Genomic DNA, 15,097 nt, shown 5'->3' with positions numbered 1-15,097 from the left:
CTCACAATCGAATTTAAATGGCGCACCCTGAAGGATTCGAACCTTCGACCGCTCGGTTCGTAGCCGAGTACTCTATCCAGCTGAGCTAAGGGTGCCCTATTTAAATGTTTTGTCAAACCTGGCGGTGAGAGAGGGATTCGAACCCTCGATACCCTTTTGGGGTATGCTCCCTTAGCAGGGGAGTACCTTCGGCCTCTCGGTCATCTCACCATCAAGTTTCTTTGTGGGCGTAATTTTACAATGTTCACAGATATTGTCAAGCCATAACAGTTAAAAAAACTGTTTTTTTTAACTTTTTCAGTCTGTTTGCAACTTTTTTAAACAAAATACACACGTAAGTATAAAAAAAGACAGTCAAATACTCAAATACAGAGTTTACGGATCGTATGACAGAAAAGAATGCATAATACTGCTTCAAAAAATAAATTCAGAACAGATTTTTGTTTATCTGAAAACAAAAAGGACACTGAAGACTGAGCATCAGCATCCCTGTTTTGAACTATAGATAATATACCGGTGAAAGGATAGTACTACTTGTCCGTTGATTCCCCAATATCAGCATGTTCGGAATTTTCTTCGTTTTCCTTCTTTTCAATCAACTCTGAACGTTGAATACTCACCTCTTTTGGAGCATCCACGCCGATACGAACCTGATTACCCTTGATGCTTAATACGGTAAGTTTAACATCTTTACCAATTGTTATCGCTTCACCTAAACGTCTTGTTAAAATTAGCATTGTTCACCCGCTTACATCATGACAGCTTTCTTTAAGTATATACTACATATTCTATATTACCTGTGATCATTTATCCATAAAAAAAGAGCCCTATATCAAAATAGAACTCTTTTTTATGATTTGTTGCTTATTTAAGAAATATTAACCTAATCTTTCTTCAAGCCAGAGAGCTACACTTTCCATAGCCTTTGGCAGGTTGGCAACATTAGTACCGCCCCCCTGAGCCATATCAGGACGACCGCCGCCCTTACCATCAATCTGGCTGGCAACGTGGTTAACGAGATCACCTGCCTTAACCTTTGAAGTAAGATCCTTGGTTACCCCTGAAATCAGGAATACTCTGCCGTCAACAACAGAAGCAAGAACAATTACAGCACTCTTCAGACGATTCTTGAGGTCATCCAATGAAGTTCTCATTTCCTTAACCTCAACTCCGTCAAAGGTTGCAATCAGAGTCTTGACACCATTGATTTCGGTAACTGAGTTCATCAATCCAGACACTGCTGAAAGCGCAAGCTTTTCCTTAAGGGCTGAATTTTCATGCTCAAGTTCACGGGTATGGTCAAGTGCCGCCTTAACCTTGTCGGAAACAGCAAATACTTCACTCTTCAACAGTTCAGCACTGTTTCTGAGCTCACTGGTAAGCTTCTGAACATAACTTAACGCTGCCAGATTGGTTACGGCTTCAATTCTTCTTACACCGGCTGCAATACCGCTGTCAGAAAGAATCTTGAAGAATCCGATGTCACCTGTTCTGCTTACATGAGTACCGCCGCACAGTTCACATGAGAAATCTCCCATTGACACTACACGTACCTGCTGTTCGTACTTTTCACCGAACAATGCCATGGCACCAGTCTTTTTAGCTTCTTCCAGATCCATGATATTTGTTATAACATCAAGGTTATTTGCAATAGCTCGGTTAACAAGCAGTTCAACCTCGGCAATCTGCTGTTCGGTTAAAGGTTCGTTGTTAGAGAAGTCAAAACGCAGACGTTCAGCATTAACTGATGAGCCTTTCTGATTTACGTGAGTACCGACAACCTGACGCAGGGCAGCCTGCAACAGATGGGTTGCACTGTGATGAGCACAGGTAAGCTTTCTGTTGTCTCTGTCTACTTCGGCAACAACCTTCATTCCAGGAACAAATGAGCCTAACTCAACCTTACCGATATGAATGATGGCATTACCGGCCTTCTTGGTATCACTAACTCTGAAAACAAAATTGTCATCAGCCTTAATTACACCAATATCTCCGGCCTGACCGCCGCATTCGGCATAGAACGGACTTGATTTCAGAACAATCACGCCCTGCTCGTCAGTGGATAAAGCATCGGTGTTTTCAACGCCCTTAAAGATGGCTTCAATTTCAGTTTCTTCAGTTAACTTGCTGTAACCTACGAATTCTGTTGAGCTCTGAATCTTCAACTGTGAGTTATAGTCTACTTCAAAAGCACTGGCTTCCTTGGCGCGCGCACGCTGCTTGTCCATTTCCTTGTTGAAGCCATCGAGATCAATCACGTAACCGGCATCTCTTACCACATCAGCGGTAAGGTCAACAGGGAAACCGTAGGTGTCATAGAGTTTAAATACTACATCACCAGGAATAGTCTTGGAATCACCTAATGCTTCAAGCTGTTCGTTCAGCAGGGTCAGACCTCTGTCCAGAGTTCTGATAAACTGTTCCTCTTCCTTCTTAAGGGTCTTTTCAATCAGATCCTTGTGAGTTCTGAGTTCAGGATAAGCATCCCCCATAAGATCGGCCAGAGCAGCAACAAGCTTATAGAAGAACACATCCTTTGCACCCAGCAGACGACCGTGTCTAACAGCACGTCTGATGATACGTCTCAGCACATATCCTCTGCCTTCGTTTGAAGGAAGGACTCCGTCAGCAATCAGGAATGAACATGAACGTATATGGTCAGCAATTACTCTCAGAGACTTATTGGTCAGATCTGTTACTGATAATACGGCTGCAGTCTTGGAAATAAGATCCTTGAATAAATCAATTTCGTAATTGGAATGAACTCCCTGCATTACGGCAGCAATACGTTCAAGTCCCATACCGGTGTCAACTGACGGACGAGGCAGCTTATGAAATTCACCGTCAATGGTACGATTGTACTGCATGAATACAATGTTCCATACTTCGATAAATCTGTCGCCGTCTTCTTCAGCTGATCCTGGAGGGCCGCCCCAGATATCCGCACCGTGATCGTAGAAAATTTCAGAGCAAGGACCGCAAGGACCGGTATCCCCCATCTGCCAGAAATTATCAGAGGCATATGGGGCCCCCTTATTGTCACCTATTCTTACGATACGTTCTGCAGGAACACCGATTTCCTTATTCCAGATATCGTAAGCTTCGTCGTCTGACTGATAAACGGTAACGGTTAACTTTTCAGCAGGAAGCTTTAATACTCCGGTCAAGAAGCCCCAAGCGAAATGGATCGCATCCTTCTTGAAATAATCACCGAAGCTGAAGTTTCCCAACATTTCAAAGAATGTATGATGACGGGCAGTATAACCAACATTATCAAGATCGTTATGCTTACCGCCTGCACGAACACATCTCTGAGCAGTTGTAGCACGGGAATAACTTCTAAGCTCTTTACCCAGGAAAACGTCCTTGAACTGATTCATACCAGCATTGGTAAATAACAGCGTAGGATCGTTATGTGGTACCAGAGAGCTTGAACTTACCACCTCATGACCATGTGAATGGAAATATTCGAGAAACGCTTTGCGAATCTCTGAGGTTGTCATGTACATATTAAGCCTTTATTGATTTTCGTGATAAAAATACTAAATATTTAGTTTGCGTAGATTATATATTTTTTTCGGTATTTTGGCCAATAGAACAACAAAAACTTTTCCGGCCTAAAAAATAAGGAATCACAAAAGCACCTGACAATATGCCGGTTCTGCCCATATGTCATCCTCATAAAAATTTAATCTTCCTCTGCTGCGTAAGCCGCGGCTTCTTTAAGACCTTTTAATGCCTCACTCGGAGTAAATCCCCTTCTGACCAGAAAAGCCACTGCTTTCTGCTTTTCCTTATAATCAAGAGCTCCGGGATTTTCATATTTTCTCACAAGCACATCTCTGGCAAGGGATTCCCAGTCTGTGCCGATTTCCTCAAGACATGCCGAAATCAAATCCTGTTTAACACCTCTGTTTTTTGCTTCAAAAAATATCTTAAGTCTGCCATATCCGCTGCCAGTATAATGACGGACAAGCATTTCCGCACATCTCGCGTCACTCTGATAATTAAGTTCCTGCAGTCTGGTGATAATATTCCGTATTTCTTCACTGTTTTTACAGTAGGACTTTAATTTTCCAGTAAGCTCATATACTGAATAATCCTTTTTGGCAAGGAGTTTCAGGGCATAGGCAAATGCCTTTTCCAGCGATTTATCTGTCATTCCGAACCTTCCTATCAAAAACATAAAACCCCGTCTGAACGTATTTCAGCCGGGGCCGTAACATGAGATTAAATTATAAATCTTCAGGGATTTCCGCTACCTCAAGCTCAGGAGGAAGATCTACCGCTTCAACACCTGCGACGTCTTCAGCGGCATCCGCTTCTGCAGAGATGGAGAAATCATTATGACTCTGATAGTACTCTCTAATCTTGGCAATAATTTCTTCCCTTACTTCATTGTTGATTTCAAGATACTTGATGACATTATTCTTGCCCTGACCGATCTTCTGCCCCTTGTAAGAGAACCAGGCGCCTGATTTTTCAATAATATCAGCCTTAACACCGAGATCCACTATTTCGCTTTCCATACTGATTCCCTTACCGTAAAGAATCTGGAAATCAGCAGTCTTGAATGGAGGTGCAACCTTGTTCTTAACAACCTTAACCCTTGTTTCATTACCTATTACGTCTTCACCATCTTTAATAGGAGCGCCCTTGCGGATGTCAAGACGGACAGATGCGTAGTACTTGAGTGCATTACCGCCGGTAGTGGTTTCAGGATTACCGAACATAACACCAATCTTCATACGAAGCTGATTGATGAACACACACATACAGTTGGCCTGCTTGATACTGCCGGTCAACTTACGCAGTGCCTGAGACATAAGTCTCGCCTGAAGTCCCATATGGGAATCCCCCATGTCACCATCAATTTCCGCCTTTGGCACCAGAGCGGCAACGGAGTCGATAATAATCAGATCCACACCACCTGAACGTACCAGAGTATCACAGATGTCAAGAGCCTGTTCTCCGTTATCAGGCTGTGAAACATAAAGGTTCTGGATGTTTACACCAAGCTTTGAGGCGTAAATAGGATCAAGCGCATGTTCAGCATCAATGAACGCACAGCTCTTCCCCATCTTCTGAGCCTGAGCTATAAGTTCCAGAGTTAAGGTAGTTTTACCTGAACTTTCAGGACCGTAAATTTCAACAATACGTCCGCAAGGTAAACCACCAATACCGAGAGCAATATCCAAAGAAAGAGACCCCGTCGGAATGCTTTCAATATCCATCTGCTTGTTGTCACCAAGACGCATGATGGAGCCTTTACCGAACTGCTTGTTAATCTGATCAATCGCTGCCTGTAAAGCTTTCTGCTTATTGTCCTGTTCTACCTTACTTACCGCCATACTTTTAAACCACCTTACTATCTGAACAAAATCATCAATCTAAAAACTTTATGTGTTAAGTATAAATTTATTATTAAACAACGTCAATAATTATTTTGTAATTAACACATATTTTTTATCCTTATCCAAATCACATAATGCATGAAATACAACTTTCCACATTATTTTTGACCATTAAACATATAAACGCACCAGCCATATTGTTAGTTGAATTTACCAAAAAGTCCATTATCATAAAGAAATGTTTCTCTATTTTGAGATCGGTTCTGTTAAAACGGCTGTTTAACCTTTTCTCGGCACTGATATTTTCATACTTTCAAAAAAGCTCTGATCAGTTCATATGTTTTGGCATTTTATCAAGCAGTACTTCAAAAGCCTTTTTCACGGTCTGGAGTCTTACCGACTGTCTGTCACCGGCAAAGTGCTGACATTCGGCTTCAATTATTCCGTCCGGATACATCCATGCCATCCATACTGTTCCCACCGGCTTGTCAGGAGTACCTCCCGTAGGTCCGGCAATTCCTGATACAGCGACACCTACAGTACCCAAGGAACTGCTGACCGCTCCCTTCACCATTTCTCTTACAGTCTGTTCACTCACAGCTCCGAACCGAGCCAGCGTTGCCACGGACACACCCAGCATATCCTTTTTGGCCTCATTTGTATATGTAATGAAAGCTCTGTCGAACCACTCTGACGAACCGCTGATTTCTGTTATAAAACCACTTATAAGTCCACCTGTACATGACTCGGCGGTACACATGATTTTTCCGCCATTCTTCAGCATTTTTCCAAGATCAGCCGCAAGTTCAAGTAATTCGTTCATACACTTTTCCGTCAGCATAATCAAACTTTCCCCCTTAATTTTCTAGTTTGTTTTGAATTATGATAAACTATTGATTCGGTAATTTAACTCAAATTAATTCTTTTTTATCATAAATCAAATACACAATCATGGTTACTTCATCAAACAATGCCACACCGCTGATGCAGCAGTATATCTCCGTTAAGAGTCAGTACCCTGAAACAATTCTGCTATACAGAATGGGCGACTTTTATGAAACCTTTTTTGATGACGCCAAAAAAGCCGCTGAAATACTGGACATAACTCTAACCAAAAGAGGCACATACAACGGTGAGCCGATTCCCATGGCAGGCGTCCCTTTTCATTCTGTTGACAACTATCTGGCAAGACTTATCGAACACGGCGAAAGCGTGGCAATCTGTGAGCAGATAGGTGATCCGGCAGCTACAAAAGGAATTGTGGAAAGAAAAGTAACCAGAATCATCACTCCGGGAACCGTTACGGATGATAATCTTCTTACTGAAAGAAAAGACAACTGCATTGTGTGTGTATGCAGTGACCAGCTCACATATGCAGTCAGCTATATCAACCTGAGTTCAGGAGATTTCTACTGCTACGAAGCAGAAACCGTCACCGCATTTGAATCCATTCTGCAGAGACTCCACCCTGCTGAACTGCTGTATTCAGAAAGTTTTAAATCTTATGATTTAATTGCCTCATATCAGGGACTCAGACGCAGACCGGTATGGGACTTCGACTATGACACCTGCTTTAAAAAGCTTTGTAAACAGTTTAATACAAGAGACCTTTCCGGTTTCGGACTTAACGGCATATCAATTGGCATCTGTGCAGCCGGAGCTCTGCTGAATTACGTAAGTGAAACTCAGAAAACCACTCTGCTGCACATAACCTCACTCAAAACAGAAGCTGACACATCATACATTTATCTTGATGCGAATTCTCAAAAGAATCTTGAACTGGTGGAAAATCTTCAGGGCGGTCAGAATCACACTCTGGCGGCAATTCTTGACAAATGTGTAACTCCTATGGGGTCACGAATGCTGAAACGAAACCTTCTGCAGCCTCCAAAAAATCTGCAGCTGATTAACAGCCGTCATGATCTTATAGACGAATTCATTGAAAATGATGCGGTAGACCAGATTTCCGATCTACTTAAGGAAGCAGGCGATCTCGAAAGAGTTACGGCAAGACTTGCGCTGAAAAACCTCAGACCGAGAGATTTATGCAAAATCAGACAGGCTTTGATTATGCTGCCGGATCTGAAAAACATTATGTCATCCTACTCAGGCAACACTGCAGCTTATGCAAATGCCATCCCGACCATCAACGAACTTGCGGAACTTCTGTCTAGGGCTATCAAGGAAAACCCTCCTATCGTGATCAGAGAAGGAGGCGTTATTGCTGACGGTTACAACGAAGAACTTGATTATCTGAGACAGCTCACTGACGGTGCAGTGGATATTCTCAAAAAAGTTGAAGAAAGAGAAAAACAGAGAACAGGCATAACAACTCTGAAAGTTGACTACAACCGTGTTCACGGCTACTACATAGAAGTGACAAAGGCTAATTCAGATGCCGTTCCCGACGACTACATCCGCAGACAGACATTGAAAAATGCTGAACGTTACATTACTCCGGAACTTAAGGAATACGAGGAACAGACCCTTACTGCCCAGAGCAGAGCGCTGGCACTGGAAAAGAAACTGTATGATGAGCTTCTGGACTCCCTGCTACCTTATCTTAACACACTGATTGACATATCCAAAAAACTGGCAAACCTTGACATGATTCTTTCTTTTGCTTCAGTAGCCCAGCAGAATGATTATGTCCGTCCCGAATTCACCCCTTCAAGAGATTTCCTGATAGAACAGGGAAGACATCCTGTAATAGAACAGGTGCTTAACAATCCGTTTATTGCAAATACATCTTCCTTAAACGAATGCTCAACACTGTTACTGATTACCGGACCTAACATGGGCGGTAAATCAACATATATGAGACAGAGTGCCCTGATAACACTTATGGCTTATGCAGGGGCATTTGTACCCGCTTCCAGAGCTGTTATTCCGGATGTGGACAAGATCTTTACAAGAATAGGCGCAAGTGATGATCTGGCCTCGGGCAGATCAACCTTCATGGTTGAAATGACTGAAACATCCAGCATTATCAATCAGGTAACCAGCAAGAGTCTGGTTCTTATGGATGAAATCGGGCGCGGAACAAGTACCATTGACGGCATGTCACTGGCATGGGCTGTTGCAGAGTATCTTGCAAAGAAAGGCTGCTACACGCTGTTCTCAACTCACTATTTTGAACTTACCGAACTGGCAAAATCCTTTGCAAATGTCAGAAATGTTCATTTTGGTGCTCAGAAAAGCGGTGACAGTATTATATTTTTACATAATGTTGAAGACGGTTCGGCAACAAGCTCATACGGTCTGGAAGTAGCTGCTCTCGCCGGCATTCCAAACACCATAATATCACTTGCCAGAAAGCGAATGAAATCATTTACCACCGAGCATTTAAGTACCGGTAATCAGAACATTGCTGAAGCCTCTTCATCTCCGGAAGTGCCAGCAGAAGTTGAAGACATTATCAGCACTCTGAAATCTCTTCATCCTGACACACTTTCAGCCAGAGATGCCCTCAACCTCATCTATGCTCTGACTGATAAGGTAAAGGAAATCTAGATTCATCCTGAAAAGTTTCCGTTTTATACAGACTGAAATTTCTTAAAAAAATGAGAAGGCTGTCTAAACTGACAGCCTTCTCTATTCTCGAGCCTTACTACTTTTTCGGCAGATAACTGAGCGGATTAACTGATTCACCATTATGACGTATTTCAAAATGAAGTCTGACCGACTTTGCATCAGTATTGCCCATTCTGGCTATAACCTGTCCTGATTCTACAGACTGACCTTCTGCAACCAGAATGGCATCATTATGAGCATATGCAGAGAGATAGTCACCATCATGGTTGATAATAATCAGATTGCCATAACCTCTTAAAGCGTTTCCCGCATATACAATTTTTCCCTTAGCGGCACTTCTTACACTGTCACCTTTATTTCCGGAAATATCTATCCCTTTATTATTTCTGCTGTAGCCTTCAATGATTTTTCCATTGTATGGCCAGGTCCATCTGACCTTGGCATTGTTTTTGGCCACATTCTGATAACCAGATGATGAAGAATTATCCTTTTTGGAAGAAGATGTCACAGATGCTGCCGGCTTGGACGACGCAGACATTGCAGGAGCTGACGAACCAGACTTTCTGGCTGATGATGCAGGAGCCGAACTTACCTTATTACCTGATGAAGCAACGGATACAGGAGCAACGGTTATGTTCTGGGCAGCGGCCGGTTTGGCTGCAGCAGCTGATGATTTTCTGCCGACTACCAGCATCTGGCCTATTCTGATATTGAAATTCTTATCAATGCCATTCATGGAAGCAAGCTGGGCAGGTGTCAGATTATGTCTTTTGGAAATATTGTAAACAGTATCGCCTTTAACGACACGATATAACTTCTGTTCTGATTTTACCGTATCAGTAAGCAATCTCTGTCCCACATTGATTGTATATGGGGGCTTTATACCATTTATAAGTGCAAGCGTCTGATAATCCATATTATTGGCAAAAGCTACGGAATACAGCGTATCACCGGGCTTGACAACATAATACCCTCTGGCAGCTGTCGTATTTCTGGTTGAAGATGAATACGCCTGCTGACGCTTAGGCTGAGTTTTAACCGTCCTTGACGGAACCTGTTTAACGCCTGTAAGGTCCGCAGGTGAATACGGTCTGTCAGACGTTGCACATCCGGTAATTACCAACAGAATCATGCCGGAAACAAACAACCAATTTTTATTCATCAAGCACTAATTCCTAAAAACAGCATACCAACCAATAAACAAAATCGCAGCAGCTATGGTTAACCAGCCTATAATATCAATATATTTTCTGATTTTCTGAGCAAGCCTGCTGCCACCAAGTTTAAGCAGCATGGCAATCAGATAAAATCTGGCTCCGCGCCCCAGAAATGATACCAGGATAAACATCCATATTTCCAGCTGCCATGTAGGTATATCCAGATTGTGGTTGGCAGCTGCCAATCCGCAGCAGATGGCCACAATTTTGTATGGAACTGGGGTAAAAGAACCTATCACTATGAAAAAAACACCAAACTGCTGTAAGTATTTCTGTACTGTTCCTACAGCCTCAGACCACCCTAGAGAATTGAACCAATCCACAAGAAAAAGTTCATACAGATAATAACCGACATAGTATCCCACTATAGCCCCGAGAACTGATGAAACCGTGGCTAAAAAGGCGAAACGATACGCCCTGGCAGGATTGGCAAGACACATTGGAGCCAGCATAATGTCAACAGGTATAGGCCAGAAAATTGACTCGATAAAACTGTTTCCCGTGAGAAACCACACAGCATATTTATGCTGTGCCAGTTCTATACACTTGTCATAGCATTTTTCAAATAATTTCATTATCAGTAAACCTTTGAAATCCATCCTGACAGGTCGTCAAGAACCTGATAAGCCGTTAAATCAATATGAAGAGGTGTAATAGAAACATACCCCTCAGATATGGCGTAGATATCTGTATCTTCAGCCTTATCCAGCGCATCTGCCTGAGGGCCTATCCAGTATATCGGATGTCCTCGAAGATCCTTTTCCTCAATTACACTTTCTGAGCTCATTCTTCTGCCAAGTCTGGTAACCCTTACCCCCTTAACCTGCTCAACAGGCAGATCAGGGACATTAATATTCAGAATTCTGTCAGACGGAATTGGACATTCTTCTATTCTGTCAATAATTCTGCCCACAATCTCAGCCGCGGTGTCATAATGAGTATTTCCGCATAATGAAACAGCAATTGCCGGCAACCCCAGATTTCTTCCTTCAACTGCCGCAGCAACAGTACCTGAGTAAATAACGTCGTCACACAGATTTGCCCCGTTGTTTATTCCGGAAATCACGATATCGGGTTTCGTGTCCAGAAGACTGTTAACAGCCAGGTACACGCTGTCTGTTGGAGTTCCTTTTACAGCCAGATAATCTTCCTTGTTTATTTTCTGCACCCTCAACGGATATTCAAGAGTAAGAGAATGACTGGCGGCACTCTGATTTCTGTCAGGAGCAACAACCTTTACCTTGTGACCGGCTTTCTTAAGATAGGCATAGAGCACGTCTATGCCTTCCGCATAAACACCATCATCATTACTGATAAGGATATTCAGAGGTTTCATATTATTTTTCCAGCAGTGCAACAGCTTCTACAGCAATACCTTCTTTTCTTCCAACAAAACCAAGCTTTTCAGTGGTTGTAGCTTTGATATTCACGCAATCTATACCAATCTGCAAGTCAGCAGAAATATTTTCACACATTTTTCTTTCGTGAACAGCTATCTTCGGAGCCTGAGCAAGAATGGTAATATCCACATTGACCACGTGATATCCACGCTCATGAATTCTCTTTACAGTATCCCTTAACAGAATCCGGCTGTCGATTCCTTCATAGGCATCATCATTGTCAGGATAAAGTCTGCCGATGTCTCCTAAAGCAGCTGCGCCAAGCAGTGCATCAGCCAAAGCATGCAGAACCACATCACCGTCAGAATGGGCAATCAGTCCCTTTTCATACTCAATTTTCACTCCGCCTAAAGTAACAGGACCATCACCGCCAAACTTATGAACATCAAATCCATGACCAATTCTAAACACTTTTACCACCTGTTATTAAGTTTCAAGAAAAATTCAGCAAGCTTCATGTCAAACGGTTCGGTAACCTTTATGTTTGAAGCCTCGCCTATAACCGCCTTTGGAGAAAAACCTGCACTTTCCATGGCGGAAGCCTCATCAGTAAGAACGATTCCGGAAGACACGGCATTCTCGTACGCATCAATTAAAAGCTTTCTTTTAAACAGCTGCGGAGTCAGCGCGTGAAACAGATGCTCTCTGGAAACAGTTGAAATTATTGAATTGTTTTCATCTGTTCTCTTCATTGTATCGGCAACCCTTGATACCAGTATAGCCCCGTTATCATTGCATCCGGCACTGATGAGTCTGCGAATATCATCAGGAAGTACACATGGGCGTGCAGCATCATGAACCAGAACATATTCAGATTCAGCACAGTGAAGTCCGTTAAGAACACTGTTTATTCTTTCAGTGCCGCCAATGCATACTTTTACGCAACTGTTCTTTTCAAAACCGAATTCACGAAATCTGTCATCATCCCTGCTGACAACAATAATGATATTGTCAACAACATCCTTCATATCCATAAACACGGATACGGTTCTCTCAAGAATAGTCTGATTTCCGAGCTTAAGATACTGCTTCGGGAATCCTGCATTCATTCTTTTGCCGACACCTGCAGCAGGTATTACCACATCTAATTTCATTTTACTTGTTATCAACTCCGGTTACCTGATAAAAAGTTTCACCTTCTTTTATCATACCAAGATCAGAACGGGCTATATCTTCAATGGTCTCAAGATTACTGTTGTTTCTGAGGTTATTAATGTCCTTCTGAATCATGTCGTTCTTTTCCTGAAGCACACGGGTATGGTCCTGTGCTTTAATCAAATCATTTTCGATCTGGAGATTCTGATGATAACCGTTACGTCCGCTGATGTAATTGTACACAAGAAGAGCTATAACGGCAGTCAGAATAATGTTAATAAGTCGCATGGTATCTTTTCCAAACAAGGGATGGACGATAATCGTGCATATTATAATATATTGACAGGATTATTACATATAGACATGAACAATAAAAAACCTCCCGCAACCTAACAATTACGGGAGGTTCAAGATCTAAACTAAATAATCCTAAGGATTAGAATTAGTTCTGACCCTTAACAGCCTTACGACCAGCGAAAGGAGCATCAATACCCTTAGCAGTTAATTCTTCTTCGATACGGATTAACTGGTTGTACTTAGCCATACGATCTGAACGGCTTAATGAACCGGTCTTGATCTGGCCAGCAGCGGTACCAACTGCGATATCAGCGATGGTGCAGTCTTCGGTTTCACCTGAACGGTGAGAAATAACTGCAGTGTAACCAGCCTTGTGAGCCATCTGGATAGCGTCTAAGGTTTCAGTTAAAGAACCGATCTGGTTAACCTTGATAAGGATTGAGTTAGCGATACCCTTTTCGATACCTTCCTTGAGAATTGAAGGGTTGGTTACGAAGAGGTCGTCACCAACGAGCTGGCACTTAGAACCGATCTTGTCGGTTAAGTACTTCCAACCGTCCCAGTCGCCTTCAGCCTGACCATCTTCGATAGAGATGATTGGATACTGATTGCAGAGGTCAGCCAGGAAGTCAGCTAACTGATTAGAGGTGAAGTCCTTACCTTCAGCCTTCATTCTGTAGAGCTTAGCAGCTTCATCATAGAATTCAGAAGAAGCACAGTCCATAGCTAAAGTTACGTCTTCACCGAACTTGTAGCCAGCGTTTTCAACAGCTTCCTTGATAGCAGCCATTGCATCAGCAGTACCAGCGAGCTTAGGAGCATAACCACCTTCATCACCTACAGTGGTAGGCTGACCCTTAGCCTTAAGAACCTTAGCGAGTTCGTGGAAAATTTCAGCGCCCATGCGGATAGCTTCACGAACGGTCTTAGCACCAACTGGCTGAACCATGAATTCCTGCATATCCATTGACCAAGCAGCGTGAGCACCACCATTGATGATGTTCATCATTGGAAGAGGCATTGAGTAAACGCCGTGAGTACCGTTTAAGTCAGAGATGTGTTCGTATAAAGGAACCTTCTTTGCAGCAGCGGCAGCCTTAGCAACAGCTAATGAAATAGCGAGGATAGCGTTAGCACCAAGATTCTTCTTGAATGGAGTACCATCCTTGTCAAGCATAACCTTATCAACGGCACGCTGATCAACTGGATCCATACCTACGATTGCTGGTCCAAGGATTTCGTTAACATTCTTAACAGCCTTTAATACACCCTTACCACCGAAACGTGACTTATCGCCATCACGAAGTTCTAATGCTTCACGAACACCGGTAGAAGCTCCAGATGGAACTGCTGCACGGCCCATTGAACCGTCATCTAAGTAAACGTCAGCTTCTACGGTAGGATTACCACGAGAGTCGATGATTTCACGACCAATAACCTTTACAATCTTAGCCATTATTATTAAATCCTCTATTGGATAAATTTACGTAAATTTTCTGTTATTCACAGAACTAAAAAAACAGGTCTAATTTCCCGATAGACTTTTGAATATCATCTGAAAATTTTCGCGTTAATTATACTCAGCTTTAATAAAAAATTCAATATTACATTCCCTTTCGTTTTGTGGGCTGATTCTTCTTTTTGAACATTTTTTAAACTCTTAAATAAAAACACTCATACGGCCGTGTAAAAAATAATATTTCAGCTGTGAATAACCTTTTCTGGTGATAAGGATTTATGTGCACAAACAAAAAAGGACATGCTTTCCTTAAAACTATTCTTTGAAGATATAGTTACATTTAAAAAATAAATTTCCAAGATGCCCCAAATAATGGGGACTTCTTTTGTTTTTTATGATATCATAGGTACATATATACATGTAACTATATAGGAAAAATTATGGCTGTTATTGATGCTCCCGCTCTTCCCCCACTGTTGTTCAACAGAAATGGCAAATACACATATGTCTGTTCCTACGAAAATGTATGGGATTCTGAACGTCACATGTCGGTCAGAGTTAAAGGAAAAACCTTGACTGTGGGTAAGATTACGGGAGGAGAGCTTACAGGAACAATCGAATGGACCGAGAAGTTTTTGAGCCAGTATCCAATCCTCGAAAAGCTTAAAACAACAAGGGTAATTGATAAGGTAAAATCAAAAGGCAGATTCACCCGTTACAAACTTGAGTTTTCACAGGCTG

Annotated in this window: 14 protein-coding genes and 2 tRNA genes; 2 read left to right on the top strand and 14 right to left on the bottom strand. The window is 42.3% G+C overall.

Translation table 11 applies throughout. The features are described 5' to 3' along the window. Positions 1 to 18 precede the first annotated feature (18 nt). The 7 genes from T489_RS0110350 to T489_RS0110320 form a co-directional block, all read right to left on the bottom strand. A tRNA-Arg gene (locus T489_RS0110350) sits at positions 19 to 95 on the bottom strand. Positions 96 to 119: 24 nt separating this feature from the next. Further along, positions 120 to 210: transfer RNA gene (locus T489_RS0110345), tRNA-Ser, on the bottom strand. Positions 211 to 530: 320 nt separating this feature from the next. Beyond that, positions 531 to 737 carry a carbon storage regulator CsrA gene (csrA, locus tag T489_RS0110340; RefSeq protein ID WP_031579964.1) on the bottom strand — a complete coding sequence of 69 codons (207 nt, stop codon included), beginning with the start codon at positions 735 to 737 and terminating at the stop codon, positions 531 to 533. 141 nt (positions 738 to 878) lie between these two features. Next, positions 879 to 3,509, bottom strand: coding sequence for an alanine--tRNA ligase (gene alaS, locus T489_RS0110335; protein WP_031579963.1), 2,631 nt, complete (start codon positions 3,507 to 3,509; stop codon positions 879 to 881). Positions 3,510 to 3,688: 179 nt separating this feature from the next. Next, entirely contained in the window at positions 3,689 to 4,162 is a 474-nt protein-coding gene (locus tag T489_RS0110330; RefSeq protein WP_031579962.1) for a regulatory protein RecX, read from the bottom strand. A 73-nt stretch (positions 4,163 to 4,235) separates the two neighbouring features. Beyond that, positions 4,236 to 5,351, bottom strand: a complete 1,116-nt coding sequence (recA, locus tag T489_RS0110325; protein ID WP_031579961.1) for a recombinase RecA — start codon at positions 5,349 to 5,351, stop codon at positions 4,236 to 4,238. A 331-nt stretch (positions 5,352 to 5,682) separates the two neighbouring features. Then, positions 5,683 to 6,177 carry a CinA family protein gene (locus T489_RS0110320; protein WP_031579960.1) on the bottom strand — a complete coding sequence of 165 codons (495 nt, stop codon included), beginning with the start codon at positions 6,175 to 6,177 and terminating at the stop codon, positions 5,683 to 5,685. 128 nt (positions 6,178 to 6,305) lie between these two features. On the opposite strand from T489_RS0110320, the gene mutS reads away from it, so the two are divergent. Next, on the top strand, positions 6,306 to 8,867 hold the full coding sequence (mutS, locus tag T489_RS0110315; protein ID WP_031579959.1) for a DNA mismatch repair protein MutS: 2,562 nt from the start codon (positions 6,306 to 6,308) through the stop codon (positions 8,865 to 8,867). A 97-nt stretch (positions 8,868 to 8,964) separates the two neighbouring features. On the opposite strand, the gene T489_RS0110310 is transcribed toward mutS, so the two are convergent. From T489_RS0110310 to eno, 7 genes are all read right to left on the bottom strand, one after another. After that, on the bottom strand, positions 8,965 to 10,050 hold the full coding sequence (locus tag T489_RS0110310; RefSeq protein ID WP_051622024.1) for a peptidoglycan DD-metalloendopeptidase family protein: 1,086 nt from the start codon (positions 10,048 to 10,050) through the stop codon (positions 8,965 to 8,967). Between the two features lie 6 nt (positions 10,051 to 10,056). After that, complete coding sequence (locus T489_RS0110305) at positions 10,057 to 10,680, bottom strand: YqaA family protein (protein WP_031579957.1); 624 nt, start codon at positions 10,678 to 10,680, stop codon at positions 10,057 to 10,059. Positions 10,681 to 10,682: 2 nt separating this feature from the next. Next, positions 10,683 to 11,432 carry a 5'/3'-nucleotidase SurE gene (surE, locus tag T489_RS0110300; protein WP_031579956.1) on the bottom strand — a complete coding sequence of 250 codons (750 nt, stop codon included), beginning with the start codon at positions 11,430 to 11,432 and terminating at the stop codon, positions 10,683 to 10,685. 10 nt (positions 11,433 to 11,442) lie between these two features. Next, positions 11,443 to 11,916 (bottom strand): 2-C-methyl-D-erythritol 2,4-cyclodiphosphate synthase, encoded by a 474-nt coding sequence (gene ispF / locus T489_RS0110295; protein ID WP_031579955.1) that lies wholly within the window; start codon positions 11,914 to 11,916, stop codon positions 11,443 to 11,445. A 2-nt stretch (positions 11,917 to 11,918) separates the two neighbouring features. After that, positions 11,919 to 12,614, bottom strand: coding sequence for a 2-C-methyl-D-erythritol 4-phosphate cytidylyltransferase (ispD, locus tag T489_RS0110290; RefSeq protein ID WP_037319637.1), 696 nt, complete (start codon positions 12,612 to 12,614; stop codon positions 11,919 to 11,921). Next, complete coding sequence (locus tag T489_RS0110285; protein WP_051622021.1) at positions 12,601 to 12,888, bottom strand: FtsB family cell division protein; 288 nt, start codon at positions 12,886 to 12,888, stop codon at positions 12,601 to 12,603. The genes ispD and T489_RS0110285 overlap by 14 nt, the downstream gene beginning before the upstream one ends. A 154-nt stretch (positions 12,889 to 13,042) precedes the next feature. Further along, on the bottom strand, positions 13,043 to 14,353 hold the full coding sequence (gene eno / locus T489_RS0110280) for a phosphopyruvate hydratase (RefSeq protein ID WP_031579952.1): 1,311 nt from the start codon (positions 14,351 to 14,353) through the stop codon (positions 13,043 to 13,045). Positions 14,354 to 14,796: 443 nt separating this feature from the next. Here eno and T489_RS13720 point away from each other — a divergent pair. After that, on the top strand, positions 14,797 to 15,097 hold a 301-nt coding region (locus T489_RS13720), incomplete at its 3' end, for a hypothetical protein (protein ID WP_037319633.1).

Source organism: Ruminobacter sp. RM87 (genome assembly GCF_000701925.1).
GTDB lineage: Bacteria > Pseudomonadota > Gammaproteobacteria > Enterobacterales > Succinivibrionaceae > Ruminobacter > Ruminobacter amylophilus.
The sequence above is the reverse complement of the archived record's forward strand: the minus strand, read 5'-3'. Positions and strand labels throughout refer to the sequence as shown.

Coding starts and splice junctions, on each gene's coding strand:
- T489_RS0110330 (WP_031579962.1), bottom strand. CDS start 4,162: ATGACAGATAAATCGCTGGAAAAGGCATTTGCCTATGCCCTGAAACTC.
- recA (WP_031579961.1), bottom strand. CDS start 5,351: ATGGCGGTAAGTAAGGTAGAACAGGACAATAAGCAGAAAGCTTTACAG.
- eno (WP_031579952.1), bottom strand. CDS start 14,353: ATGGCTAAGATTGTAAAGGTTATTGGTCGTGAAATCATCGACTCTCGT.
- T489_RS0110320 (WP_031579960.1), bottom strand. CDS start 6,177: ATGAACGAATTACTTGAACTTGCGGCTGATCTTGGAAAAATGCTGAAG.
- alaS (WP_031579963.1), bottom strand. CDS start 3,509: ATGTACATGACAACCTCAGAGATTCGCAAAGCGTTTCTCGAATATTTC.
- csrA (WP_031579964.1), bottom strand. CDS start 737: ATGCTAATTTTAACAAGACGTTTAGGTGAAGCGATAACAATTGGTAAA.
- mutS (WP_031579959.1), top strand. CDS start 6,306: ATGGTTACTTCATCAAACAATGCCACACCGCTGATGCAGCAGTATATC.
- T489_RS0110285 (WP_051622021.1), bottom strand. CDS start 12,888: ATGCGACTTATTAACATTATTCTGACTGCCGTTATAGCTCTTCTTGTG.
- T489_RS0110305 (WP_031579957.1), bottom strand. CDS start 10,680: ATGAAATTATTTGAAAAATGCTATGACAAGTGTATAGAACTGGCACAG.
- T489_RS0110310 (WP_051622024.1), bottom strand. CDS start 10,050: ATGAATAAAAATTGGTTGTTTGTTTCCGGCATGATTCTGTTGGTAATT.